The following is a 25,413-nucleotide window of genomic DNA, read 5'->3' as shown; positions in this document are numbered from 1 at the left end:
CGGGAGAGGGCTGGGGTGAGGGTGTCTCCACGATAAGATTCGTTGAGATGTGCGGAAGGAATCTCAACACGGAAAGAGCCCTCACCCGGCGCTGCGCGCCGACCTCTCCCGCAGGCGGGAGAGGTGCACCGAGCGCGCGGATGAAATTTCGCAAACGCAACTGAGAGAAAGTCACACCATGATCGACATCGGCTTTATCGGACTTGGCACCATGGGACGGCCGATGGCCGGCCATCTCCTTGCGGCGGGCCATCGTCTCTTCCTGCACGACGTCGCACCGATTGCGCCGGAGCTGATCGCCGCTGGCGGCGTCGCCTGCAAATCGGCGAAGGAGGTCGCGGAGGAGGCGGATGCCGTCATCATCATGGTGCCGGATACGCCGCATGTGGAGGCCGTGCTGTTCGGCAAGGACGGCGTCGCGGGCGGCATCTCCAAGGGCAAGATTGTGGTCGACATGAGCTCGATCTCGCCGCTGGCAACGAAGGAGTTTGCCAAAAGGATCGAGGCGCTCGGCGCCGATTATCTCGACGCGCCGGTGTCGGGCGGCGAGGTCGGCGCCAAGGCGGCGAGCCTCACCATCATGATCGGCGGTCCGGAGCGCGCCTTCAACACCATGAAGAGCGTCTTCGACAAGATGGGCAAGAACGTCACCCGCGTCGGCGCCAATGGCGACGGCCAGACCACGAAGGTCGCGAACCAGATCATCGTCGCGCTGACGATCGAGGCGGTGAGCGAGGCCCTGCTGTTCGCCTCGAAGGCCGGCGCCGATCCTGCGCTGGTGCGGCAGGCGCTGATGGGCGGCTTCGCCTCGTCGCGGATCCTCGAGGTTCATGGCGAGCGCATGGTGAAGCGCAATTTCGATCCGGGCTTCCGTATCGAGCTGCACCAAAAGGATCTCAACCTCGCACTCGATGGCGCGCGAGCGCTCGGGCTCTCGCTGCCGAGCACGGCAGTGGCGCAGCAATTGTTCTCGGCCTGCACCGCGCACGGTGGCAAGGCGTGGGATCATTCGGCGATGGTGCGTGCACTCGAGTTGATGGCGGGTCACGAGATCGCCACTGCGTAAAACTGTTACGCAGTAACACTCCTTCGGATTGAGGCTCGTTGCCGCCGCTTGGGAACCCGGAACTATCACCGGGACCCAGCGGTTGATCGTGCACGAACAAACAATCTGGAGAGAGGACATGAAGACCCGTCTTGCGATTTCGTTGGCTGCCGCTTCGCTGCTGGCGTCCAGCGCAGCCTTTGCCCAGTCGACCACAGCCGAGGGCGCCGCGAACGGCGCGCGGGCCGGGGGCGAGATTGGTGGTCCGGTGGGCGCGATGGTGGGCGGCACCGTCGGCGCGGCCGTTGGCGCCGGCCTCGAAATTCCGAACGCGGTGATCGGTGCGGTGCCTCGCTCCGAGCCGTCCGTCGTGGTGCATGAGCGCGTGGTGGTCGGTGAGCCGCTGCCGCCGACCGTGGTGTTGCACCCGGTGCCGAATTACAGGGAATACGACTATGCGGTCGTCAACGATCGCCGCGTCATCGTCGAGCCGCGGACCCGCAAGGTCATCAGGATCATCGACTGATCAGCGTAACCAGAAGCTGAGGCCCCGCGGGAGATTGTTTCGCGGGGCCTGCACGTATTCAGAGTGGCTGCCGTACGCCGAGGCCGTGCATGAAGCGCTCGCGGATTTGTACGGGATCGCGGCGCGTGGTGCCGACGCCGGGCTTGTCGTCGATGCGCACCGCAATGAGGCTCGGTTCCGTGGCCGTCAGCGAACCCTCGACCAGCCGCTCGAAATCCTCCTCGTCCGCGGCCCAGGCGCTGTTGGCGAGACCCGAACCGGTCGCGATTGCCACGACATCGGCCACGCCTGCGGCCGGCGTCGGCTGCGCACCGGTGATCTGGTAGATGCCGTTGTCCATCACGATCATGGTGAGATTCTTCGGCCTCAAGGTCGCGATCGTCGACAGGGCGCCGAGCTGCATCAACAGCGAGCCGTCGCCCTCCAGAGCAATGACGCGGCGGTCGGGCTGCGCCAGCGCGACCCCGAGCGCGATCGGGAAAGCGAGTCCCATGCTGCCCAGCATGTAGAAGTTTTGCGGGCGGTGCCCGGCGGCCCAGAGATCGAAATTGGTGTTGCCGATGCCGCCTATCACGGCCTCCTCGTTCTTGAGCTTTGCGATCAGGCGCGAGGTGACGTCGAAGCGGTTCATCACCTTGGTGTTGCTGGTGCTGCTGTTCATCGCGGCGCTCACTTGTCAAAAACCTTGCCGCCGGTGAGCAGCGGATTAAGGATCAGCGCGACCGGCGCCTGTGTGGTGACGGCCTGCTTGATCGAGCGGTCGGCGATGAACTCGAGCTCGTCGAGCCGGGTAATGGTGTGATGCTCGAGCGCGAGCGAGTCCAGAACCGGGCGCATGGTGCGGCAGACCAGCGCCTGGCCGTAGTTGAACTCGCCGAGCGTGCCGCGCTCGGACACGAACATGATCAGCGGGATCTGATAGGGCACCGCGAGCGAGGCCAGCACATTGGCCAGCGTCGCAAAGCCCGAGGTCTGCATCAGTACGGCGCCCCGTCGTCCGCCCATCCAGGCGCCGGAGACGATGCCGACGGCTTCCTCCTCGCGCGCGGTCGCAAAGGTCGTGAAGAAGGGGTCGGCGTGCAGGGCCTTGATCAGCGGCGTCAGCACCCGATCGGGCACGTAAGGCACCAGGCTGACCTCGTTCCGCTTCAGGGTTTGCAGCACGATACTGTGCCAGCTTGGTTCGGTGGGAGACATCTGGGGCGGGGTCTGCTGCTCCACGATCGTCATCTCGTCCTCCCTTCCGCGACATCTTTTTGGTCTATGCGTGGTGCCGCTTCATAGGCGCCTTGGTCTCGAACTTGACGCGCTGGGTGGGATTGTCAACATGTCCGGGCTGCCACGGTGGTCTGCGCCCGGTGCGCTGCCGTGGCCGGCACCGCCATGTCATAACCAGTCACAACGAGAACTGCGGGAGGATGGCCGGAGCGGGCGCAAAGCGGCGCCGGCCCTGCGTGCCTCCTTTTCAGGAGCCGGAAGCCTGTCGATGCCTGTCAACACCAAGCGCGTCTTCTACGTCAAATATCTCGCACATCCGATCTATGTCGACGTCCTGAAGGCGCGGAGTGACGTCCGGCTCGATCGCATCGAGAATGAAAGCCCGGAAGAATTCTACGCGCCGATTCTGGAGGCCGCGCATGTCTATCAGATCGGCGCCGCGCGCGACGAGCTCGCTCCCCATTTCCATGCCCAGGCCGGGCTGCTGAAACGCGCGCCGAACCTGCTGATCGTCTCCTCCAACGGCGCCGGCTTCGATCCGGTCGATGTCGAGGCCTGCACGGCGGCGGGCGTGCTTGTCGTCAACCAGTCCGGCGGCAACGCCCATTCGGTGGCTGAACACGCGCTCGCGATGATGCTCACCCTGTCGAAGCGCATCATCCAGTCGGATCGCCGTCTGCGGCGCGAGCGCGACGTCAACCGCAACGATCTCATCGGCAACGAGGTCGGGGGCAAGACAATCGGCATCGTCGGGCTCGGCAATGTCGGCCGCCGCATCGCCGCGCTCTGCAACACCCTGCTGGGCATGAAGGTCCTGGCTTACGATCCCTATCTTTCTGCAGGCGAGATGGCCGCGCGGGGCGGGGAGAAGGTCGAGCTCGACGAACTTCTGCGCCGGTCCGACTTCGTCTCGATCTCCTGTCCGCTGACCAAGGAGAGCCGCGGCATGATCGGCGTCCGCGAATTTTCGCTGATGCAGCCGCACGCCTATTTCGTCACCACTGCGCGCGGATTCATCCATGACGAGGGTGCGCTGCTCCGGGCCCTGCGCGACCAGCGCATCGCCGGCGCCGGCCTCGACGTCTGGTCCAAGGAGCCGCCGCCGCCGGAGCATCCGCTCCTTCAGCTCGACAATGTGCTGGCGAGCCCGCATACCGCGGGCGTGACCCGGGAGGCCCGCCAGAACATGGGACGCATCGCCGCCGAGCAGGTTCTCGATGCGCTCGACGGCAAGCGGCCGCCCCGCATCATCAACCCCGAGGTCTGGCTGCGCTACGCCGAGCGCTTCAAGCAGGCTTTTGGCGTGACGCCGGGGTAGGGCGCGCGAAGTCTGATTGCGCTCCGATCGTTGGTTACGAGGATGAGAACAGAAAGCGGCGGATTTTACCGATGGCGTGAATGAACGCGTATGACTTGTCCTGTAGATCAGGGTTCATGAGCATACCTTCGATTGCGACATCCGGACTTTCTGCGGCGAGTTTGCGCGTAAGCGTGGCCGCGAGCAACATCGCCAATGTTAACACGACCGGCCCGTTACCCGCGTCGGGCGGATCGAGCACGTCGGCCGGTGCGGGCAGCTCGGGCATTGCTCCGACTTTTCCCGCGGCTTATGTGCCATTGCGAGTCGATCAGGTCGCCCAATCGAGCGGCTCGATGCCGGGCGGTACGGTTGCGACCGTGTCGACGGTGTCGCCGAGCTTCACCGCCCAATCCGACCCAGGCGCTCCCTTCGCAAACCATGATGGTCTGGTCGCAGCGCCGAATGTCGATCTCGCCGGGGAATTCGTCGAGTTGACGACCGCAAAATACAGCTTCATTGCCAATGCGAAGGTCATTCAGGCCTACTCGGAAACGACAGAGTCGCTCCTCGACATCGACACGTGACGGGTGATGTCGGCCTGTCTTGCCAGCCTTCGCTCGTCCGCCTCCACCGGCGCGACGCCGGGGTAGGGCCTCTACCCCAGCTTTGCGCCGAGCTGCTGGAACGCGGCCTCGCAAGTCATGAGGTCGAGATGGCCGCCGCCCGCGTTCCGAAGAAGGTGATGTCGGACGGTGAGGTGCGTCCTTGCACGCGACCGCTGGCGAGATCGCAGAGATCTCCGAGGACGTCTTTCTCGCTGATCGCGCCGCTCGCGATCGGTTGCAGGATGTCACCAACGCCGTGAAAGGCGGATTCCCGCCGGTCCACGAACGCACGCGATATCTTTGCTGCCTCGTCATCAACCTTGCGGGTTTGTGGCGTGTAGCCGCCGACGAGGTCCAGATGCGTGCCCGGCCGCATTACGCCGAGCGCTTCCGGAAGACGTTTGGGGTCACGCGACGATAAGGCGCGGCGGCTGACGGATCGGGATTGGGTCCGGGAAGCGGCCTCAGTTTGATCCTTCTCAAAATCTCCTTACCCCTTTCGGGGTAATTAGGATTAGAGTGCTGCCGGGGCAGCAGGAGGTCCCATGTCACGCTATGTCGTCAGGTTCATGAAGGACGTGCTCGGTGAGTACGGCCGGCAGAGTGAGGTCTGCCAGGGAACCCTGGAAATCGACGCTTCCTGTGAACGCGAAGCGACCGAGCAGGCCAAGCTGAAATTCTGCAAGGACCAGGCGTTACATCACTGGTCCCTGCATGCGGATCGTATTCATGTGAAGGCGGCCGATTTTCCGTCCTGAGGCGGAGGTCCGGCGCGTTCAGCGGCTGAGGATGGACGCAGGCGGCGCCGCAGTCGCGCCGGCGCCGAGCGATCGCTGCACCATGACGGTATCGGACCAGCGGCCATGGCGGTAGGCGACCCCGCACAACAACCCGACCCGGGCAAAGCCGAATTTTTCGTGCAGCGCCAGTGAAGGCGCATTGTCGGCGTCGATATAGCCGATCATCTGGCGGAAGCCGGCCGCGGCGCAAGCGTCGACCAACTCCTGAAGCAGCAGGCGTCCGACACCGCGGCCGAGATGGTCGTGATGGACGTAGATCGAGTGCTTGGCGGTGTAGCGATAGGCCGGGCGCTTGCGAAACAGCACGGCATAGGCATAGCCGATCACCTCGCCGCGCCAGGTCGCGACCAGGTGGGGGAGGCGCGTCTGCCGCAGATTCTTGCGCCGGTCGCGCAGATCGTCGGGCTCGGGCGCGCCGGTGCCCTCGACGTCCTTCGCCACGCCGTGGCGGACGTGATGGCGGTAGATCGCCAGCATCGCCTCGACGTCGCTGTCGCGCGAGGGCCGGACCAGGACCGGCTCATCGTTCGTGCGCATTGCACTGGTTTCGTTCATGCTACTCGGCCACCACGTAGGTATAGAGCCCGATACGGCCGGCGGCGTCGACCTCCTTGTAGACACCCTGGATTTCGACGTCGAAGCCTGGAAACGTGTTGAAGCAGGTTTCGAACATCTTGAGATAATCGATCATGGGTTTCGCGCGTTCCGTGAGCCGCTCGCCGGGCACGATGGTGGCGATACCGGGAGGATAGACCACGAAAGGCGTCGTCGCGATGCGGCCGGCGATGGCCTCGATCGGCAGATAGTCGACATCGTTGCGGATCAGGCAGCGCGCGGCGTCGCGCGGCGACAGCGCGATCTCCGGGAGGTGCTCAGGCAGGAACTGACGCGCCTGGAGCGCACTGACGTCGGCCTTGCGGAAGAAGCGGTGCATCTCCGCACAGAGGTCGCGCAGCCGCACGCCGGCATAGCGCGCCTGCCGTCGTTGATAGAATTCGGGGATGGCGTCCGCGAGCAGCGTATTGTCGTCGTGCAGCTTCTTGAACGCGACGAGCCCCGAGATCAGCGTGCCAGCCTTGCTAGCCTCGACGCCCGGCGTCAGCAGGAAGAGCAGGGAGTTGAGGTCGTTCTTCTCGGCAACGATGCGATTCTCGCGCAAGTATTGCGCGACGACGGGGGCGGGGATGCCGTGTTCGGCATAGGTGCCGGTGGCGCGATCGAACCCTGGCGTCAGCAGCGTCAGCTTGTTCGGGTCGATCATGGCAAAGCCCTCGGTCATGCCGGGGAAGCCATGCCAGGTGCTGTCGGGACCGAGCTGCCAAAGCGCGGGATTGGTGGCAAGCTCGTCGGTCGAGAGCGTCTCCCAGGCGACGTTATGCGCGGCGCCCGGCCGGCTCACATCCGGAATGGCAACGCGATCGGGGACGAACGGCTCGAAGAACCAGCGCCGCTCGACGTTCTGCTCTTTCTCCTCGAACTCGCGGCGCATGGCGCGGATCTTCTTGCGCAGTTCGATGCCGAGGCGGATCGTGTCGTCCCACAGCACCTCGCCCGAGCGGCCCTTCATCATCTGCGCGCCGACGTCGAGGGAGGCGAACAGCGGATAGAACGGCGAAGTCGAGGCGTGCTGCATAAAGCTTTCGTTGAAGCGGCGGTGCTCGACGCGCCGCTTCTGGCCGCGGATATGGCGGTCCCTGATGTGGATCTGGGACGCCTGCGAGAAGCTCGCGAGCTGCTTGTGGGTCGACTGCGTCGCGATGATGCCGGGTGCGTCTGGCGTGAGGCCCGACAGACCCATAGCAAAACGCCCGGCATAGAGCGGATGAAACTTCATGAAGCCGGCCCAGGCCTCGTCGAACAGGATGTAGTCGCAGAGGTGGCCGATGCGCTTCAAGATCATCTCGGCGCTGTGGATCGTGCCGTCATAGGTGCATTGTTCGACGACGGCGACGCGGAACGGCCGTTCCCTGCGCCAGGCGTCGCGATCGCTGACCAGCGGATGATTGCGGATCGCCTCGCGCAAGGCCTTCTCGTCGAGTTCCTCCCAGCGCATCGGGCCGATCAGGCCCCAGGCATTGCGGATGGTCGGCACGTAGACAGGGATGCCGCCATTGATCATCAGCGCGCCGTGATGGGCAGCCTTGTGGTTGTTCCGATCGAACAGCACGAGGTCACCGTCGGTGACGAGTGCGCCGAGTGCAACCTTGTTGGAGGTCGAGGTGCCGTTGAGCACGAAATAGGTCTTTTCCGCACCGAAGATTTGGGCGGCTTCCTTCTGCGCTTTCAGCGCCGGTCCTTCGTGGGTGAGGAGATCGCCGAGATCGAGCACGGAATTGTCGAGGTCGTCGCGAAATACGGACTCGCCGAGATGCTCGACGAAGACACGGCCGATCGGGCTGCGGCTATAGAACATGCCGCCATTGTGGCCGGGGCAGGTCCAGAGCTGGTTGCCTTCCTCGGCATAGTCGACCAGCGCGCCGAAGAACGGCGTCTTCAGCGTCTCCGCATATTGCTTGAGCCGGCTGATCAGGTTCTTGGCGATGAAGGGCGGGGTCTCCTCGGACAGGAAGACGTAGCCGTCGATAAAGTCGAGCACCTCGACCGGCAGGTCCTCGAAGCGCTTGCGGCGGATCAGGAGGATGATCGGGAAGTCGAGACCGCGGCGACGCATCAGGTTGATCAGGGCGGCGGTCTTGCCCTCCAGCCCCTTCTTGCCCCAGTCGACCACCATGCAGCCGATGGCGGCGTCTGTCTGCACGGCGATCTCGGCATCCTCGAGCTTGCGGGCCCTCACGACCTCGAAGCCGGAGCGCTGGATCTCCTCGATGATCTGGTTGAAGCGGATGCCCTCGAGGTCGTCGGCATCGAACACCGGGGCGGCGAACAGGAAGTTGAAGCGCTTGAAATAGTCCATGGTGGGTCCCGAATAGCGAAGCCAACAGCTCTCGGCATATTCGATGACAGTTCGATGACAGCGTCGTCCCTGATGGGAGGCCGCTGCCGACGTCTCTGTTTGTAGGGGCAGGCGACGCGTGGCTTTCCAGCGGACATGAGGTTGGCGGCACGGGGCGTCCTTTGGAGCGTCTTCGCAGCCGACGCGGTGATGTGCCCGAGGGGCCAGGAGCGATCACAATGATTGCGTCCGGCCCAACTGGACGATCAGCAATGGTTGCTTTCGCGCCTCTTCTCAGAGCGGAGCAGCGAGCAGCCAACCGCTTCTTGTAGTGGTCAAACTGAGACTCCGCGACGATGCAGAAGACCGTCGCGATGCCACCCGGTGCGTTCTTGATTGCCAGTGAACGATGAAAGGACGCAGGTGGCGATCGCCGTTGGAGAGACGACGTTATTTGCCAGCCTGACATCGAATGGCGCGTCAGGCAATACTATCATAAAGTGAGGCGGCGCCAAATGGAGGTCGAGAAGCCGCCGGGTGCTGGATGGCTGGCGCCTCACCAACGGTCTGCCTCGGCAACAGCTAGCATTCGGAAGTCACTGCATTGGGAGATGAGCAGCGCCGCATCTGAGATTTGTGTCCAGCATGGGGGTTGAGAATGAAAACGATTCTAGTACCGATCTACAACATGGCGATGATGACATCCGCGCTCGAGGTCGCGGTACGACTGGCGCAACGGACTGGCGCCTATGTCGAAGGTTTTCCGCTCCGGTTCAGCATACCTCAATATGTCGTCGCAGAGTTGGCTACCGGCCTCTCCTTGGATTCGTACCATGAGAGGAGTGAGGAGGAGATCGCCGAACTGCGTCGTTCATTCGAGGCGTTCATGTTGAAGCACGAGGTTCCGAAGGCGACCGCAAGCTCGAACCGGCCATGCTTCGACTGGTTCGATAATGCACCTGAAGGTGAGGATTTTGTCGGAAGTTATGGACGTGCTTTCGACATCATCGTAATGCCGCGGTCCGACGTGGATGCCGCCGGCCCTCACCGCCGCGTCATTGAGTCTGCGCTGTTCGAGAGTGGCAGGCCTGTCCTGCTGGCACCACCAGACGTGCCGAGAAGCATTGCGACAAACATCGTGATCCACTGGAACGGGAGTACCGAACAGGCTCGTGCAAACGCATTTGCGATGCCGCTGCTTCGTTTGGCCGAAAGGGTTACGTTGCTGAGGGTGATTGGCGGACAGGACGTGGCAGGCCCATCCGCGGACCAGATAGTTCGCCAATTGCAGTACAATGACATTCCCGCCAAACTGGTGAGCGTTGAACTGGGAGATCGCAACACCGGCGAGGCGGTCCTCGATGCGGCCAGAGCTCAGGGCTGCGATCTCCTGATAAAGGGAGCCTTCACCCGCAACAGGTTGCGGCAAATGATATTCGGCGGTGCCACCAGCCATGTCATGGAGCACGCGGATTTGCCTGTCCTGCTGGCGCATTAGCATCGTATCGCACAGGCCGTAGGTATGCCATGACCGGTATTGCAGAGTGGCTAGCATCGATTGGTTTGGGAGAGTACGCCCAGCGTTTCGCCGAGCACGCGATCGACCTCTCGGTCGTCAGCGATCTCACAGAGCAGGACCTCAAGGACCTCGGCGTCCTGCTTGGTCACCGGCGAAAGATTCTGCGCGCGATTGCAGAACTTAAGGGTGAAGTCCTTGTATCGGCCCAAAGGAGCGCCAAACCAGCGCCGCGGGACAGCGCCGAGCGGCGCCAACTCACGGTCATGTTTTGCGATCTGGTGGATTCGTCGGCGCTTGCTGCCCGACTGGATCCAGAGGACTTACGCTCGGTAATCGGCGCCTATCACGACTGCATCGCGGAGATCGTCGCGCGGAATGAGGGCATCATCGCGCGGTACATGGGGGATGGCGTGCTTGCCTATTTCGGCTACCCCCAGGCGCACGAGGACGATGCCGAGCAGGCGACACGCGCGGGGTTGGCGCTGGTCGATGCCGTAGCCAACCTCCGGATAGATTTCGGCGCCAAGCTACAGGTCCGCGTTGGGATCGCCACCGGCATGGTAGTCGTGGGCGATCTGACCGGCGAAGGCTCCGCCAAGGAGCAGGCGGTCATTGGTGAAACACCGAACCTGGCTGCTCGCCTGCAGCAGTTCGCCGAGCCCGGTATGGTGCTGATTTCCGAGAGTACGCACCAGCTCACCGCCGGATACTTCGAATACGGCGATCTCGGCTCTATCGCGCTCAAGGGTTGGGCGGAGCCGATACCGGCCTGGCAGGTGCTCGGGATAAGCGGTGTGGAAAGCCGTTTCGAGGCGCAACGCAAGACTCGATTGACACCGCTCATTGGGCGTAACGAGGAGATCGAGATGCTGTTGCGGCGCTGGCAGCATGCCGCGTCAGGCGAAGGCTGTGTGGTGGTTCTAACTGGAGAGCCAGGTATTGGTAAGTCGCACATCGCGCTGGCGCTTCAAGAGCGACTCCGGGCGGAACCACACATCACGGTGCGCCATTTCTGCTCGGCGCACCACACCAACAGTGCGCTGTATCCACTAATCGCCAACCTCGAGCGTGCCACCCGATTCGAGCGAGGCGAGACTCCGACGGAAAAGTTCGCCAAGCTTGAAGCTCTGCTCTTGCGGTCTGGCGCTGACGTAGACCGCGTGGTGCCGGCTCTGGCCAACCTTCTGTCGCTGCCGATCAGTGACCGCTATCGCCTGCCCGAACTGAGTCCGCAGAAACGCAAGGAAATGACGCTGGCGGCGTTCTTGGCTCAGCTCGAGGCATTGGCGGCGCGGCAGCCAGTGTTCCTCATCTTCGAGGATGCCCATTGGGCGGACCCGACCTCGCTGGAGCTGCTTACGGTTACACTGGAGAGAGTGCCGCGACTTCGAGTGCTGCTGCTCATCACCGCGAGACCAGAGTTTACGCCGCCATGGCCTGGTCATGCGCACGTGACGACGGTTTCGCTCACACGACTGAATCGGCGCAACGGGGCGGCATTGGTCGAGCGCATCACTGCCGGCAAGACGCTCCCGGAGGAGGTCATGGACCAGATCCTCGCCCGTACCGACGGTGTGCCACTGTTCGTCGAGGAACTGACGAAGGCCGTGCTCGAAACGGGGCTGTTGCAGGAGCGGGACGACCACTACATGCTCAGCCGTCCGCTACCCTCGATGGCGATTCCAACGACATTGAACGCATCGCTGATGGCCAGACTTGACCGATTGGCCCCAGTGAAGGACGTGGCTCAGATCGGCGCAGTCGTAGGACGCGAGTTCTCTTACGAACTGCTGAGCGCTGTTGCCGGGCTGCCAAGACAAAGGCTTGAGGAGGCGCTTGCCACGTTGGTTCGGGCGGAATTGATATTCTGCCGGGGCGAGATACCTCGTGCGGTCTATACCTTCAAGCATGCGCTCGTGCGGGACGCGGCCGAAGCGGGGCTTCTGAAGAGCCGACGCGCAGCGCTGCATGCCACCATAGCAGACGTCTTCGAAGAACGGTTCCCGGAAATTGTGGAGACACAACCCGAGACTCTCGCACTCCACCTTACGGAGGCGGGACTGTTCGAAAAGGCAGGAGGATATTGGCTTCAGGCGGGCAAGAAGGCGGCCATGCGCTCCGCCAACCTCGAAGCCATCGCACACTTGCGGAAAGGCATCGAGGTCTCGACCCATTTGGCCGACAGCGCACAGAGGGACAGACGGGAGCTCGATTTCCAATTCGCGCTGGGACCGTGCCTGATCGCTACCGAGGGGCCGGCCTCGCCACATGCGGTGGCGACCTTCGCTCGCGCGCGCGAACTGTGCCAGCGCCTCGGAGATCCCCCCGAGCAACTACAAATCATGTTTTGGTTGACCACTGCGAGCGTCATTCGTGGTGAGTTGCCGGTCGCCGAGGAAATGATCTCGGCACTGCTCGATCTCGCGGAGGCCCGCGGCGATCGACCAACGTTGCTCAACGCGATGCGCGGGCAGGGGATGATTCGCCTTTTCATGGGACATCTCACGGGCGCCCACGACGTGATCGAACGGGCCTACGAAGCATTCGAGGCGAGCAGCGAGCAGGACAGATTGGCGGCGCGTGCCGCCGGCCAGGACGCGGGCGTGGCCGACCTTGCCCTGATGTCATGGGTGCTCTGGCTGCTGGGCCGCGCCGATACTGCAGTTGCACGTATAAATGCCGCCATTCAGCGTGCCGACGACACCAGTCATCCGCATTCGCAGGCCTATGCATGTTACTATGCGTCCATTCTCCACGCTCTGCGGGGCGAGTTCCTCGCCACGCACCGCTATGCCGAACGCTGTCTCGCCTTGTCAGAGGAGCACGGATTCCGGCAATGGCGAGGATTGGCGCGCGCCGTCCGGGGGATAAGTGCCAGCTTTCTTGATCCGTCGTCCGCTGCGCTCGCGGAAATCCGGACTGCGATGAACGAATATCGCAGCGCGGGCTATCAGCTCGGCATCACTGCACTATACGTGCTCCTGAGTCCGGCCCTGTTGTCGAGCCATCAATACGAAGCTACGCTGGAGCTGATCGAACAGGGCCTCGCTACAACCAGCCGCAACAGCGAACGGATATTTGAGGCCGAGCTCTACCGACTGAAGGCGCGCGCGTTGCTCCTCCATGGCGTTCCGCAGGCCGGCGCCGAGGCGCAATCGATCCTCGATCATGGTTTGACGATTGCAAGAAGCCAACACGCCAAGGCCCTCGAAATTCGAGTTGCAGTAGACCTTGCCGCCTTGTGGATCGATCAGGGCAGGCGCGAGGAGGCGCTTGACCTGCTCGCCCCCATCTACGCCGGGTTCAGCGAGGGACTTGAAACGCAGGATCTAAGGCAAGCAAAGATGTTGCTCGACCGGCTGCGGTAATTCTGCTTGGACTACGGGTGTGGTGGCCTTGCTCAGCACGTCGGTCGCAAAGCCGCTCTATCTGGCGTCATGCATCCAATTGCTGTTGACATTCTCGATAGGTATTTTGCACCCCTTGCCACCCATCCTTGTGGTCCTTCGCCGGATTCTCGTTTATGAAGTGCGGTCCGGGAGGCGGCGTACCGTTTTGATGTACCTTGTATGCGTCGATCGCTTGTTCCGCAGCGGCTTTCCCCAACTTGCGCCCAGCGTCCAGGTTGCTGTGATTCCATTTGAAACTGATGTGCCCCGGTACGTGAATCTCCACGATGGTGCCTTGCCACCGATCCTCCTTTTTTCCGTCGAACCGCACGTGGTATTTGAAGAGCCTGACGTCATCTTCGCCAACGGTCGCCGCGAACAATTGGCAGAGATTTGCCAGGGCATCGTGAAGGTCTTTCGGTTTGCGGACTTGCTTCGAATCGACGATTCGGCTCACCCATATTTCGTCCAGCTCCTCGCCTTGCTTGCGGTGCTCCTGGATCAAACTCTCAAAGTTGACCGTGTCGACCAGCGCTCCCTCGCAGTAAGTAGCGCCATCGATCTTCACCGTTTCCTCGATGAAGGGAAGGGCTGAACATGCACACAAGCTCGACGCGCTGATCGGAACCCTGTACTCCTTGTCCTTGTCCTGCTGGGTCATCGGACGGTTGGAAAACAACGCGAGCCTGTGATCGTCAAGATTCCAAGCGTTATGAAATATCAGGGGCTTTTCGGGCTTGTTCAGCTCCTCGAAATTTATGCTCTTCATGAACTGGCTTTTTGGATAGTTGATCCTGGAGAGGCCGGTGACATGGGACAGATACATCATGGAGGTGGCGTAGCGAACGAAAGGATTGGGTGCCAGCACCTGATTGAGGATCCATCTGTTTATGTCGCCTTCGTCCGGCATCGCGAACTTATTCCGGCCGTCTGCTTCAGGGTGTTGAGCGCACCAGAACGACATGGACTCCCCGACGGCACTCGCCATCGCTCGTGGGTCCCATAAATCCTTATAGGTTTTGGGATCTGTGACGAAGCTGGTCATTGCCCTGCCGATACTTTCCCAATCCGGACCGAACACCGTGTTTATGGGAAAGTGCTTGTAGCCTTCGTCGTCTCGGAACACGCCGTTCTTGAAGAACTGATAGGTCTTTTCCGCCCTATCTGTATTCTTAACTCCATCAAACTGATTATAGACGATCCCGACCCAAGCGCCGATGCAGGACAAAGCCCACACGTCAAACTTGATATCTGCGTTGGCAAGAGCTTCCAGAACCCCGATGTGCAGCCCCGCTGCTGGACCGCCGCCGCCTAGCGTTATCGCTCTCTTCACCATTGGTTCCTCCAATTAGTTTGTCGTGTAGTTTGTTCTCCGATCAATCTTCTGAATTGCGTAAAGTGAAGCGCTTGGTCGTTCTTGGATTATTGGAAAGCACCCGCAGGCTCACGGCCTTACAGCATGCCATCGAACCCCATTCAGACAGGCTCATAGATCCGGCATTGTGAAACACGATGCGTGTGACAGAGCGGTGCGTGTCGATGTCAGACGCATTCTCGAACATGCTGACCGCACTGGCGCACGTCGGCCGAGAACCTGAGTTAGCGTATCGCGGTCTGACCCGTCCATCTGTGAACCAGTTCACGTAAGATGTTTATCTCTAACGAGAGTACCCGTAGCCCAATCGTGACATCCGTGGTGAACACGAAGGAAGTCGCTGAGCGCGACGCGGTACGACGACGCGACTGGAGCAATGGCGCAATCAGCGCTTTATCTCGCCGAAGACCACGGTCGGCACGGCGCGGTTGACGACTTCGCGTAGGGCGAAGCTCGATTGGACCCGGGCGACACGAGGCAGGCGCGACAGCTCGGTGCGGTGGATGCGCTCGAAATCCTGGATGTCGCGCGCGAGCACGATCAAAATGTAGTCGTCGGTGCCCGACATCAGGAAGCAGCGCACGACGGAGGGGCATTTCACCACCTCGGCCTCGAAGGCCTTCAGCGCCTCGTCGCTCTGGCTCTCCAGCGCGATCCGCACCAGCACTGTCGTGGTGAGGCCGAATTGCCCGAGATCGAGCGCGGCCTGGTAGCCGTGGATATAGCCGTCATCCTCCAGCGCCTTCTGCCGTCGCGCCAGCGCCGTACTCGACAGGCCGACCTTGTTGGCGAGCTCGGTGTGACTGGCTCGCGCATTAGTGGTGAGTTCCGCGAGGATGGCGAGATCTTTTCGGTCGAGGGCCAAGGTTTCGTTTCCCGCGTGGAAGGGGCAATCGACGCCGGAAACCGGCGTCCGCGAGGAGAAACTAGCCGATATTTGCACGAAACCAAACCGGCGCGGCCGCTAACATGAAGAGGAGAATCAAGACTTTAGGGCAAGGAGTTCGCTATGCGCGTTGGTGTTCCAAAGGAGATCAAGGTGCAGGAATATCGCGTCGGGCTGACCCCGGGCGCCGTTCGCGAATATGTCGCGGCCGGGCATGAGGTCTGGGTCGAGACCGGTGCGGGCGAGGGCATCGGCGCCTCCGACGAAGTCTACCGCAAGGCGGGCGCCTCGATTGCGGGCAGCGCGCGCGAGATCTTTGCCAAGTCCGAGATGATCGTGAAGGTGAAGGAGCCACAGCAGAGCGAGTGGACGCAGCTTCGCGAGAACCAGATCCTCTTCACCTATCTTCATCTCGCGCCCGACCCCGCGCAGACCAAGGGGCTGCTCACCTCCGGCTGCACTGCCATTGCCTATGAGACCGTCACTGACGCGCGCGGCCAGCTCCCTCTGCTCGCGCCGATGAGCGAAGTCGCCGGCCGCCTCGCGATCGAGGCGGCCGGCGCCGCGCTCAAGCGTTCGGCAGGCGGACGCGGCGTGCTGCTCGGCGGCGTGCCCGGTGTGCAGCCGGCGCGGGTCGTCGTGCTCGGCGGCGGGGTCGTCGGAACCCAGGCGGCACGCATGGCGGCGGGTCTTGGTGCAGAGGTTACCGTGATCGATCGTTCCATCCCGCGCCTGCGTGAGTTGGATGATATCTTCCTTGGGCGCGTGCGCACGCGCTTCTCCACGATCGAGTCCGTCGAGGACGAGGTGTTTTCCGCTGATGTCGTGATCGGCGCGGTGCTGGTACCCGGTGCGAGCGCTCCGAAATTGGTTACGCGCGCGATGCTCAAGCCGATGCGGCCAGGCGCCGTGCTGGTCGACGTTGCGATCGATCAGGGCGGCTGTTTCGAGACCTCGCGTCCGACGACCCATGCCGAGCCGACCTACGACGTCGACGGCGTCGTGCATTACTGTGTCGCGAACATGCCGGGCGCGGTTCCGGTGACGTCGAGCCAGGCGCTGAACAATGCCACGCTGCCGTTCGGGCTGATGCTCGCGGGCAAGGGCTTTGCAGCCGTGCTCGAGAATGCGCATTTGCGCAACGGCCTCAACGTCTATCGCGGCCGCATCACCAACAAGGCCGTAGCGGAGAGTCTAGGTCTGCCGTTCTCGCCGGTCGAGAGCAGCCTGGCGGCGTGACGAAGCCGTCACGTCGGGCTTGCTGATAGCGCATTAGGCAATGCGCGTTTCCGCGCGATCGCTCCAGAGGCGTAAGCCTCATAATGTGCTCTTTTCACATCTCGCGCAAAAGTTCCTACACGCGAGAAAAGCAGGGATCACGGATCAGTTCACGTCGTCGCTTAATTTCCTCGAAATGGTCACATCGGGGTTAGGTTGCTGGCATTGATAGGCACGATCCGAAATCTTCGTACGGAACGGTCCGAATGCTTGGCGTTCTCATCCTCATTCTGGTCGCCGCGATCTCGTTTGCGGCGGGATATGTCACGCGTGATCGTATCTCGCAAAAGCGCCGCGCCAAATATCTGAAGTGGGAGCCGTACGTGCGAGCGTCTGAACGACCGGCGCAGCCGCCGGCGTTTCTCGTCCAGACGCCAAGGACTCAAGCACCGAACCCTCAAACATCGAAGGCTCAGGCACCGCGGATCGGCGCGGTCGATGGCGCAGGGCCCGCGCCTGCTTCGCAGTCGCCGGCCGAAGCCAAGCGTCGCCAGGTTCACGCCTTCGTCAGGCGGTAGTCGCCGAGATCCGGATCGTGCGTCATCCGCCAGTAGTCCACGAAGCGCCATGGCATCGCTGAGAACACCCGGCCGCTTGTATTGCGGTAGTAGGTGGTCATGCCCGGATGGGTCCAGATCATCGCCTCGTGCTCGGCATCGACCTTCCGGATGTAATCGTCGTGCACATCCTGGCGGACGTCGATGGCGGCGACACTGTTTTCCATCATCTCGACGAGACAGGCCGAAATGTAGCGGCTCTGGCATTCCGACTGGAAGATCACGCTGCCGCCATGCGCAGGGCCGGAGTTCGGGCCCAGCATGCAGAAGAAGTTCGGGAAGCCCGGGACGGTGAGGCCGAGAAACGCGGTCGGATTGTCGCCCGCCCAGGCGTCGCGGAGATTCCTGCCGTCGCGGCCGGTGATGTCGAGGCGGGCCGCCATCTCGGTGACCTTGAATCCGGTCGCGACCACGATGATGTCGGCCCGGCGGTTCTCGCCGTCGGATGTCACGATGCCATCGCGATCGACATGATCGATCGAGTCGGTGACCAGCTCGACATTGCCGCGCGTGAGCGTCTTGAACCAGTCGTTGTCGAGCAGGATGCGCTTGCCGTAAGGCGGGTAGGTCGGCACGCATTTGGCGATCAGGTCAGGGCGGTCCTTCAGCTCGGAAAGGATGAAGTCCGTCAACTCCTGGCGGTGCCGGTCATTGCCCTTGTTGACCGCACGCTCCGGATGCGGCCAGGCTGGATCCTTGCGCAGGAACGGCAACAGGCCGTCGCCATAGCGCCAGAACATGTTGAAGCGGTACCACTGCACATAGAACGGCAGGTGCGCGAGCAGCCAGCGCGCGCCCTGTGTAATTGGATCGGAATAGCCCTTCACCGGTCGCGCCCATTGCGCGGAGCGCTGGTAGACGGTGACGGAAGCAGCGCGGGGTGCGATCGCCGGCACGAGCTGCATCGCGGTCGCGCCGGTGCCGATGATCGCGACATGCTTGCCGTCGACCTTGATGTCGTTCGACCACAGCGCCGAATGGAGGATCCGGCCCTTGAAATCCTCCTCGCCTTTGAACCGGGCGCGGGAGGGATCGTTGAGCTGGCCTATCGCGCTGACGAGTGCCGTGGACTCGAACGTCTCTTCGCCGCTGCTCGTTCTCAGCGTCGAGATCCAGCGGCGCCTGCTCTCGTCCCATCGCGACGAGGTCAGTTGCGTGTTCAGCCGCAGATGCTTGCGCAGGCCGAACTCGTCGGCGACCTTCCTGAGGTAATCGAGCAACTCCTCGCGCTGGCAGAAATAACGGGTCCACGCGTTGCGCGGGCCGAAGGAGTAGGAATAGGAGTGGTTCGGCGTGTCGACGCCGCAACCGGGATAGCGGTTGATCCACCAGGTGCCGCCGAGCTCGGCATTCTTTTCGACGATGGTGTAGGGAATGCCGAGATGGCCGAGCGCCACGCCAAGCGCGATGGCGCAGACGCCGGCGCCGACGATCAGCACGTGCTGCTCCGCCAATTGCGCGTCGGACGGACGGCTGCTCCAGCGCGCCTCGCGCGGCGCGAAACCCATCTCCTCGCGCATCAGCGGCGCATATTCCGGCGCGACATTCTCGCCAAGGCAGGCACGCATCATCTTCAGAAGCAGCTCTTCGCCAGGATCGGTGATGACTGGTGTTGGATGGCCGTCGGCAAAGAGTCCGACCACAGCGGCGCGGATTTCGTCCTGCACGTCCCTCGGCACGCCGGCCTCGGGATCCGGGATGAGACGGATGTCGCGCTTCGGCAAATAGGGCTGGGCGAGCCAGCGCTCGTCGCCGGTCATGTGAACGAGCACCATCAGGAGGCAGCGGATGTCGCCCTCGGCGATTGCGGAGGCGAGGTCGAGGTGCTGGCGCGGCAGTTCGATGTTCATGAATGATCCCAAGTCCGGCGAAGGCGACCAATGCGATCGTCGCACTTTACTGCCGAACCGGGCAGGGGGCTTGGGCCCAGACGCCGCCAAAGAAGAAAGCTATCGTTGTAGCCTGCTCCCGCGGAAGGAAATTCCCGCGCGGGGGCGAAAAAAGCCAATCAGTTCCATTGCCGAGAGAAGCGCAAACGACGACATTCCGTTCAGAATTCAGTGGATTGGCCTCGCGATGGAACGCGCAAATTTCGAGCCTTTTGGCGAGCGACTGGCCCCGGCAAGGGACGACCGGCCGCAGTCTCGCGCCTCCAAATATCTGCTGTGGACGGGCACCGGTTTGTTCTGGTCGCTGGTCGGGGCCATCGTGCTCGCCCGCGCCGCCTTCTTCGAGCCTGGCGTTTTCGACGGTTTTAGCCGCGTCGCATCCCTGGCCAAGGGCCTGATCTTCTAGGCCATCCGAGCAGCCGCTCCCTTCTGTCTGCAATGTGCTCGAAGGCCATCCTTTGGGCCGCACTCGCCTGCGCGCACAGGAGAATAGCCTTTAAGGACATTACTTGCTTCCGCCGGCCGGAATCGAAAATATATTGCCCTCTTGCGCCCTCTCGCGCATAAAATCTTCTCCTTCGGGAGATTTGAGTGGCCCAGAACGAAGCATCCTCTTCAGCCGGCACAAGACCGGCGACCACTGCCGGCCGCATTGTGGCGCTGATTCCGGGCGTTCTCCTTTGCATCGGCATTGCCGGCATCTCAGCCGCCCTTGAAGCCACCGAACGGCACGCCTTCGCGCATCCCTATGTAGAGGCGCTGGTGATGGCGATCCTGCTCGGCATGGCCGTACGCAGCTTCTGGAAGCCGTCCGAGCGCTGGCAGGCCGGCGTCGCCTTCAGCGCCAAGCAACTCCTCGAAGTCGCGGTGATGCTGCTCGGGGCCTCCATCAGCTTTGCCGCGATCGCCGCCTCGGGCGTGACGCTGCTCGCTTCGATCGCCGCCGTGGTCGTGGTCGCGCTCTGCGTCTCGTTTGGCTTAAGCCGCATGCTCGGCCTGTCCACACGGCTGTCGATCCTGATCGCCTGCGGCAATTCCATCTGCGGCAACTCGGCGATCGCCGCCGTGGCGCCGATCATCGGGGCCAACAATGACGAGATCGCATCCTCGATCTCCTTCACCGCGATCCTCGGCGTGATGATGGTGCTGGGCCTGCCGCTGCTCATCCCGCTTTTGCAACTGACGGCGACGCAATACGGCATCCTCGCAGGGTTGACCGTCTACGCCGTGCCGCAGGTGCTCGCGGCGACCGTGCCGGCTGGCCTCGTCAGCACGCAGATCGGAACGCTCGTGAAGCTGATGCGCGTGTTGATGCTGGGGCCGGTCGTCGTCGGCCTCTCGCTCGTTGCTTCGCGCCGGCAGGGCGGAGCGAAGAAGACCAGCGTCGGCTTCTTCCGGCTCGTGCCCTGGTTCATCCTCGGCTTTCTCGCGCTCGCCACGCTCCGTTCGCTCGAGATCGTTCCGTCAACCGTAGTCGGTCCGGTGACGAAGATCACAAGCTTCCTCACCGTCGTCTCCATGGCCGCGCTCGGTCTCGGCGTCGACGTGCGCGTGCTCGCCAACGTCGGGGGACGCGTGACGGCGGCAGTGACGCTGTCGCTGATGCTGCTGCTCGGGATCAGCATCGGACTGGTGCACTGGTTCAAGTGAGGAACGCACACTGAACCTCTTCCCTTCTGGGAGAGGGTGGCTTCGCGTGAGCGAAGCCGGGTGAGGGGTCTCTCTCCGCGAGAGACACGCTCATGATATTCGCGGACGCAACCCCTCATCCGGCATGCTGTGCGCGCCACCTTCCCCGACAACGTGAGAAGGGAAATCAGTTCACGAGAACGCCGCTTACAACACGTCCGCCAGAGAGTGGCCGTGCAGCTCGATGTTGAGCCCTTGCATACCGAGGTCGTTGATCTCGCCGCCCATCGCCTTCAGGCTTTCCTCGCGGATCAGGGACATCAACCCGCGGCGCAGCGCCAGGAACTCCGAGGACATCATCATGGATTGTTGTCGCGGCCGCTCCAGCGGAATCGGGATCTCCGCCTTGATCGAGCCGGGCCGCGCGGTCATGCAGTAGACCCGATCGGAGAGGAAGATTGCTTCGTCGATGTCGTGGGTGACGAACAAGACCGAGATCTTCAGCCGCTGCCACATGTTGGTGAGGATCTGCTGCATGATCACCCGGGTCTGCGCGTCCAGCGCGCCGAAGGGTTCATCCAGCAGCAGCACCTTCGGCCCCGTCGCGAGCGCACGCACGATGCCGACGCGCTGCTTCATGCCGCCGGAGAGCTTTTCCGGATAATGCTTCTCGAAGGCCTCGAGCCCCGCGAGCCCGAGCAGCGTGCGCGCCGCGCGCTCGCGCTGCGAGCGGGGCATGCCACGCATCTTCAGGCCGAACTCGACGTTCTCCCGCACCGTCTTCCAGGGAAACAGCGAATATTGCTGGAACACCATGCCTCGCTCGGCGCTCGGCCTACTGACGCGTTCGCCGTCGACCGTGATGGTGCCGGTGGTGGGTTTGAGAAACCCAGCCACCGCATTCAGGAAGGTCGACTTGCCGCAACCCGATGGCCCGACGATCGAGACGAATTCCCCCGGTTTGACATGGATATGCGTGTTGGTGACGGCCTCGACCGATCCGTCGATGGTCTCGTAGCTCAGCGAAAAATTCCTGACCTCGATATGTCCCTGCGGGGTGGCGGTCGCGATCTCGCTCATTTCGCCCTCCATGGCATCACCAATTGTCCGGCGCCGCGGATCAGCAGGCTCGATCCGAGGCCGAGCACGCCGATGGCGATCATGCCGAGCGCGATGTCGGCATATTGGACCAGCGAATAGGCCTCCCAGGTGAAGTAACCGATGCCGTATTGCCCGGAGATCATCTCGGCCGCGATCAGCGACACCCAGGCAACCCCCATTCCGATGGTGAGGCCGGTGAAGATGTGCGGTAGCGAGGCCGGAAAATACACCTCGCGGAAGATCGAGCGCTCGCGCGCCCCCAGGCATTGCGCCGCGCGTACCAGCACTGGATCGACCAGCGACATGCCGTGCAGCGTGTTGACCAGGATCGGGAAGAACGATCCAAGGAAGGTGATGAAGACGATGCTCTGCTCGTTGGTCGGCCACAGCATGATCGCCATCGGCACCCAGGCGATCGCCGGGATCGGCCGCAGCACTTCCGCAACCGGGAACACCACCTCATGGACCAGCTTGAAGCGGCCCATGATCAGCCCGAGCGGCACGCCGACGATCGCAGCCAGCGAGAAGCCGAAGAATATGCGCCGGCAGCTGAACACGATGTGCATCAGGAATTTGGGATCGTGGATCGCCTTGGTGAAGCTCGCATAGACCGCCAGTGGTGAGGGCACGTTGGTGAAACGCACGAAGAACACGACGCGGTAGGTCGTGAGCAAATGCCAGACGAGCAGGAAGGCGGCGAGCGAGATCACGCCGATGGCGGTCGCACGCAACCTGTCCTGGTTGAGCCGATACCAGCGACCTGCCAGGGCGCCGAATGAGGGCGACGCGGGGGTCGGCGTTGCGACAGGCGCAGGCGAGGGCTCTGTGACGGCTGCGGCTGCCGGCACGGCGTCCTCCTGATGGCGCAGGATGGCGGGACTGCTGCTCACGTCTTGCCCCCGGTGACCGCCGATTTCACGGCATCATCGAAGCCGAGAACCTTGCCGTTGATCTTGGTCGCATAGGTTTCCGCGTCCTTCTTCAGGAGGAACGGTGCGACGTCGCCGGCGCCGACCGCATAGAAGGCCTGGTCGGCGAACAGCTTGATGCCGCGGGTGGTGTCGAAGACGTAGGCGACGTTGATCTTCTTGCCCTTGGCCTTGAGGTCGGCATAGGCGCCGAGCGTGCAGGCCGCGCTGGCGAAGGGCAGGATGCCGGCATCGTCGACCCAGACCTCGCCGGCCTTGCGCGGATCGACGATCGGCTTCCTGCAGAAGCTGTCCTCGCCGGAGATCTCGTAGTTCTTGGTGCTCGCGAGCTGCGCGTCATAATCGAGCTTCATCTCGGCATAGGCCTTGCGGATGTAGCTGTCGTCGACCCATTTCTTCGGATCGAACTCCTTCATGCGGCCGAGATTCTGCAGCACCTTGACGTCGGTGGTGGCCGCGTCGATCAGTGCCGGCTTGATCGTGGGATCGGTGGTCATGTTGCCGCTGGGACCTAGGAAGATGTAGACGACCTCCTTGCTGATGCCGGTCCATTCCTGGATCTTCTCGGCCGCCAGCTTGGGATCGTCGCGCAGCCACTGATTGGCTGCGATGATCGCCTTCATGTAGGCGACGACGACCTCCGGATATTTTTCGGCGAAGTCGGTGCGCACGACGATGCCGTGAAAGGTCGGAAGGTTGGTCTCGACGCCGTCAAAAATCTTGCGCGCGAAGCCGCGGAACGGCAGCAGCTCGGCGAACGGAACGAAGTCGGCATGGGCGTCGATCTTCTTCTCCTGGAGATTGGTCGAGCCGACCTCGGGGCTTTGGCTCACGAGCTGGAAGAAGTCGGACGCATAGCCGCGGTCCTGCATCGCCTTCAGCACCATGCCGTGCGCGGCTGAGCCGAAGGGCACGCTGACAAGCTTGCCCTTGAGATCGGCGAGATCGTAGTAGGGCGAATCCTTGTGGACGACGATGCCGTTGCCGGAGCCGGAGAGGCTGTAGGCGGCAACGCCGATCAGCCGGCTCTTGCTCTCGGGATTGCTCTCGAAGGTGAAGCCGTTCACGATCAGCGGATAGTCGCCCATCATGCCGATCTGGAGCTTGTTCGCCATCATCGCATTGGTGACGGGCGGACCGGACGTAAAATTCTGCCATTCCAGCTCGAACTTGATGTTGGCGTATTTGCCGTCGGTTGGCAGATATTTTTCGAGGAGGTGAAGCTGCCGGATCACGACGCCGGCGGTGACCGTGTTGGTCGTGGTGTCCTGCGTGCCGATACCGAAGGTGACTGTCTCCGCCGTCGCGGGCTGCGCCAGCAAGAGCGCCAGCGACGTCACCGACATCGCGATCGAGAGCGTGGGAAGATGGCGGACCATTCTCATCCTCATTCGGTTGGATGTGCTGTGGTTGCCATGATTGGTTGAGGGGGCGGGCAGGGCAAATCCGGATCTACCGCCGCAGTCGATTAGTTGCCGCGAAAGACCGGTTGCATACTCCTTGGGCAGTTTTGCAGTTGAAAGCCAATTGCATGTGCACCGCTCTTAATCGGACGCCTGGCCGCGCATCTCCTCCAGGATGTCGGGACGGCAGACCACGATTTGGGAGCGTTTTGTCTGAACGATTCCCTTCTCCTGCATGCGCTTCAGGCTGATCGTGACCCATTGCCGGGTCGCGCCGACCATGTGGGCGATGTCGGCATGGGTGAACGCTGCGGCGATCACCGTGCCGTCAGCGTCTTTCACGCCGTAGAGCTCGACGAGGTGGAGCATCAGATGCGCAAGGCGCTGGGTAATCGAGCGCGTTCCCAGCATCTGCGCTAGCGCCGAATAGCATTTGCCCTTGAAGGTCAGCCCTTCGATCAGGCCAATCGCGAGGTTGGGGATCTCGGCCGCGAGTGTTCGCAGCTCCTTTCCGGGAAGGTGCACGACGCAGCAATTGCTGGATGCAACACCTGACCATTGGTGCACGGTGCCTTCGAACACTTCGGGGCCGCCGACGAAATTGCCGACATGCCAGTAGGCGAGCGTGATCTCGCGGCCCAGCGGCGAGGTGTAGAAGACGCGGACGCGGCCGCTCTCGATCAGCCAGATGCCGTCATGCTTGCCGCCCTGGCTGAACAGCGTCTGGCCGCGGTTGAGCACCTTGCGGCGCCCCTGCTTCAGCACCAATTCGCGCTCGCGCGGGTTCAGCTTGTCCATCAGCGGCGGAGGTCCACCGATCCACTGCTGGTTCTCGGTGAGCAGCAGCGAGGAGCTTCCGGCAGGCCGGACCATTGCGGGAACAGTCCCGCGAACCGCATTCGCCGCCTGCAACATCATTGCCTCCGGATGTTCAAACCGTTCTAAAGAGGAGCAATGTCCGTGCCAGACGGGGGCGCGGGACAGGCCTCTTAGGGGAACGCTTGTGGCAGGCCGGCGCCGTCCACTCCTCTGTCATCGCCCGAGAAGTGTTTAGGCCGGACAGATCACTGA

At 62.6% G+C, this 25,413-nt stretch carries 24 protein-coding genes; 11 read left to right on the top strand and 13 right to left on the bottom strand.

The genetic code is table 11. From position 1 onward, the window contains the following. Positions 1 to 178 precede the first annotated feature (178 nt). Positions 179 to 1,066 carry a 2-hydroxy-3-oxopropionate reductase gene (locus tag NLN62_RS47495; RefSeq protein ID WP_254113251.1) on the top strand — a complete coding sequence of 296 codons (888 nt, stop codon included), beginning with the start codon at positions 179 to 181 and terminating at the stop codon, positions 1,064 to 1,066. A 118-nt stretch (positions 1,067 to 1,184) separates the two neighbouring features. Beyond that, positions 1,185 to 1,571 (top strand): DUF1236 domain-containing protein, encoded by a 387-nt coding sequence (locus NLN62_RS47490; protein ID WP_254113250.1) that lies wholly within the window; start codon positions 1,185 to 1,187, stop codon positions 1,569 to 1,571. Positions 1,572 to 1,629: 58 nt separating this feature from the next. Here NLN62_RS47490 and NLN62_RS47485 read toward each other — a convergent pair whose 3' ends face one another. Both NLN62_RS47485 and NLN62_RS47480 read right to left on the bottom strand, forming a co-directional pair. Then, positions 1,630 to 2,232, bottom strand: a complete 603-nt coding sequence (locus NLN62_RS47485) for a thiamine pyrophosphate-dependent enzyme (RefSeq protein ID WP_254113249.1) — start codon at positions 2,230 to 2,232, stop codon at positions 1,630 to 1,632. 8 nt (positions 2,233 to 2,240) lie between these two features. Beyond that, positions 2,241 to 2,801: a thiamine pyrophosphate-binding protein gene (locus tag NLN62_RS47480; protein WP_027521208.1), complete on the bottom strand. Its 561-nt coding sequence runs from the start codon at positions 2,799 to 2,801 to the stop codon at positions 2,241 to 2,243. Between the two features lie 256 nt (positions 2,802 to 3,057). On the opposite strand from NLN62_RS47480, the gene NLN62_RS47475 reads away from it, so the two are divergent. Further along, positions 3,058 to 4,107 carry a hydroxyacid dehydrogenase gene (locus NLN62_RS47475; protein ID WP_254113248.1) on the top strand — a complete coding sequence of 350 codons (1,050 nt, stop codon included), beginning with the start codon at positions 3,058 to 3,060 and terminating at the stop codon, positions 4,105 to 4,107. Between the two features lie 34 nt (positions 4,108 to 4,141). Here NLN62_RS47475 and NLN62_RS47470 read toward each other — a convergent pair whose 3' ends face one another. After that, positions 4,142 to 4,375 (bottom strand): hypothetical protein, encoded by a 234-nt coding sequence (locus NLN62_RS47470; RefSeq protein WP_245287953.1) that lies wholly within the window; start codon positions 4,373 to 4,375, stop codon positions 4,142 to 4,144. On the opposite strand from NLN62_RS47470, the gene NLN62_RS47465 reads away from it, so the two are divergent. Beyond that, positions 4,269 to 4,673 (top strand): flagellar basal body rod protein FlgC, encoded by a 405-nt coding sequence (locus NLN62_RS47465; protein WP_245287950.1) that lies wholly within the window; start codon positions 4,269 to 4,271, stop codon positions 4,671 to 4,673. The two genes, NLN62_RS47470 and NLN62_RS47465, sit on opposite strands and share 107 nt — an antisense overlap. Before the next feature lie 115 nt (positions 4,674 to 4,788). Here NLN62_RS47465 and NLN62_RS47460 read toward each other — a convergent pair whose 3' ends face one another. Further along, positions 4,789 to 5,070 (bottom strand): hypothetical protein, encoded by a 282-nt coding sequence (locus tag NLN62_RS47460; RefSeq protein ID WP_027521205.1) that lies wholly within the window; start codon positions 5,068 to 5,070, stop codon positions 4,789 to 4,791. 169 nt (positions 5,071 to 5,239) lie between these two features. Between NLN62_RS47460 and NLN62_RS47455 the strand changes: the two genes are divergently transcribed. Continuing rightward, complete coding sequence (locus tag NLN62_RS47455) at positions 5,240 to 5,452, top strand: hypothetical protein (RefSeq protein ID WP_027521204.1); 213 nt, start codon at positions 5,240 to 5,242, stop codon at positions 5,450 to 5,452. Positions 5,453 to 5,470: 18 nt separating this feature from the next. Here the strand turns inward: NLN62_RS47455 and NLN62_RS47450 are convergent, their stop codons facing one another. Continuing rightward, positions 5,471 to 6,049, bottom strand: coding sequence for a GNAT family N-acetyltransferase (locus NLN62_RS47450; protein ID WP_027521203.1), 579 nt, complete (start codon positions 6,047 to 6,049; stop codon positions 5,471 to 5,473). A 1-nt stretch (position 6,050) separates the two neighbouring features. After that, the gene (locus NLN62_RS47445; RefSeq protein ID WP_254113247.1) at positions 6,051 to 8,408 is read right to left on the bottom strand and encodes an Orn/Lys/Arg decarboxylase N-terminal domain-containing protein; all 2,358 of its coding nucleotides are present in this window, start codon (positions 8,406 to 8,408) and stop codon (positions 6,051 to 6,053) included. A gap of 637 nt (positions 8,409 to 9,045) precedes the next feature. Here NLN62_RS47445 and NLN62_RS47440 point away from each other — a divergent pair. Together NLN62_RS47440 and NLN62_RS47435 are read left to right on the top strand one after the other, a co-directional pair. After that, positions 9,046 to 9,885, top strand: coding sequence for a universal stress protein (locus NLN62_RS47440; RefSeq protein ID WP_254113246.1), 840 nt, complete (start codon positions 9,046 to 9,048; stop codon positions 9,883 to 9,885). Between the two features lie 29 nt (positions 9,886 to 9,914). Continuing rightward, a complete protein-coding gene (locus NLN62_RS47435) occupies positions 9,915 to 13,274 on the top strand; it encodes an AAA family ATPase (protein WP_254113245.1) in 3,360 nt (1,119 codons plus the stop codon). 67 nt (positions 13,275 to 13,341) lie between these two features. Here NLN62_RS47435 and NLN62_RS47430 read toward each other — a convergent pair whose 3' ends face one another. Continuing rightward, positions 13,342 to 14,631 (bottom strand): patatin-like phospholipase family protein, encoded by a 1,290-nt coding sequence (locus NLN62_RS47430; RefSeq protein ID WP_035661138.1) that lies wholly within the window; start codon positions 14,629 to 14,631, stop codon positions 13,342 to 13,344. A 424-nt stretch (positions 14,632 to 15,055) separates the two neighbouring features. Further along, positions 15,056 to 15,535 (bottom strand): Lrp/AsnC family transcriptional regulator, encoded by a 480-nt coding sequence (locus NLN62_RS47425; protein ID WP_027521198.1) that lies wholly within the window; start codon positions 15,533 to 15,535, stop codon positions 15,056 to 15,058. 144 nt (positions 15,536 to 15,679) lie between these two features. On the opposite strand from NLN62_RS47425, the gene ald reads away from it, so the two are divergent. Together ald and NLN62_RS47415 are read left to right on the top strand one after the other, a co-directional pair. Continuing rightward, a complete protein-coding gene (gene ald, locus NLN62_RS47420; protein WP_254113244.1) occupies positions 15,680 to 16,795 on the top strand; it encodes an alanine dehydrogenase in 1,116 nt (371 codons plus the stop codon). A 245-nt stretch (positions 16,796 to 17,040) separates the two neighbouring features. Next, positions 17,041 to 17,352: a hypothetical protein gene (locus tag NLN62_RS47415; RefSeq protein WP_254113243.1), complete on the top strand. Its 312-nt coding sequence runs from the start codon at positions 17,041 to 17,043 to the stop codon at positions 17,350 to 17,352. On the opposite strand, the gene NLN62_RS47410 is transcribed toward NLN62_RS47415, so the two are convergent. Further along, complete coding sequence (locus NLN62_RS47410) at positions 17,331 to 19,241, bottom strand: NAD(P)/FAD-dependent oxidoreductase (protein WP_254113242.1); 1,911 nt, start codon at positions 19,239 to 19,241, stop codon at positions 17,331 to 17,333. The two genes, NLN62_RS47415 and NLN62_RS47410, sit on opposite strands and share 22 nt — an antisense overlap. Here NLN62_RS47410 and NLN62_RS47405 point away from each other — a divergent pair. Together NLN62_RS47405 and NLN62_RS47400 are read left to right on the top strand one after the other, a co-directional pair. After that, positions 19,240 to 19,686 carry a hypothetical protein gene (locus NLN62_RS47405; RefSeq protein WP_254113241.1) on the top strand — a complete coding sequence of 149 codons (447 nt, stop codon included), beginning with the start codon at positions 19,240 to 19,242 and terminating at the stop codon, positions 19,684 to 19,686. The genes NLN62_RS47410 and NLN62_RS47405 overlap by 2 nt on opposite strands. Before the next feature lie 185 nt (positions 19,687 to 19,871). Beyond that, a complete protein-coding gene (locus tag NLN62_RS47400; RefSeq protein ID WP_027521194.1) occupies positions 19,872 to 20,930 on the top strand; it encodes a YeiH family protein in 1,059 nt (352 codons plus the stop codon). Positions 20,931 to 21,116: 186 nt separating this feature from the next. On the opposite strand, the gene NLN62_RS47395 is transcribed toward NLN62_RS47400, so the two are convergent. The 4 genes from NLN62_RS47395 to NLN62_RS47380 all read right to left on the bottom strand — a co-directional run bounded on the left by NLN62_RS47395 (position 21,117) and on the right by NLN62_RS47380 (position 25,260). Beyond that, complete coding sequence (locus NLN62_RS47395; RefSeq protein WP_027521193.1) at positions 21,117 to 21,989, bottom strand: ABC transporter ATP-binding protein; 873 nt, start codon at positions 21,987 to 21,989, stop codon at positions 21,117 to 21,119. Next, a complete protein-coding gene (locus NLN62_RS47390; RefSeq protein WP_051389612.1) occupies positions 21,986 to 22,858 on the bottom strand; it encodes an ABC transporter permease in 873 nt (290 codons plus the stop codon). The genes NLN62_RS47395 and NLN62_RS47390 overlap by 4 nt, the downstream gene beginning before the upstream one ends. Positions 22,859 to 22,896: 38 nt before the next feature. Then, complete coding sequence (locus NLN62_RS47385; protein WP_254113240.1) at positions 22,897 to 24,318, bottom strand: ABC transporter substrate-binding protein; 1,422 nt, start codon at positions 24,316 to 24,318, stop codon at positions 22,897 to 22,899. A 165-nt stretch (positions 24,319 to 24,483) separates the two neighbouring features. Next, positions 24,484 to 25,260, bottom strand: coding sequence for a Crp/Fnr family transcriptional regulator (locus NLN62_RS47380; protein WP_254113239.1), 777 nt, complete (start codon positions 25,258 to 25,260; stop codon positions 24,484 to 24,486). Between the last annotated feature and the right edge of the window lie 153 nt (positions 25,261 to 25,413).

This window comes from Bradyrhizobium sp. CCGUVB23 (genome assembly GCF_024199885.1).
GTDB lineage: Bacteria > Pseudomonadota > Alphaproteobacteria > Rhizobiales > Xanthobacteraceae > Bradyrhizobium.
The sequence above is the reverse complement of the archived record's forward strand: the minus strand, read 5'-3'. Positions and strand labels throughout refer to the sequence as shown.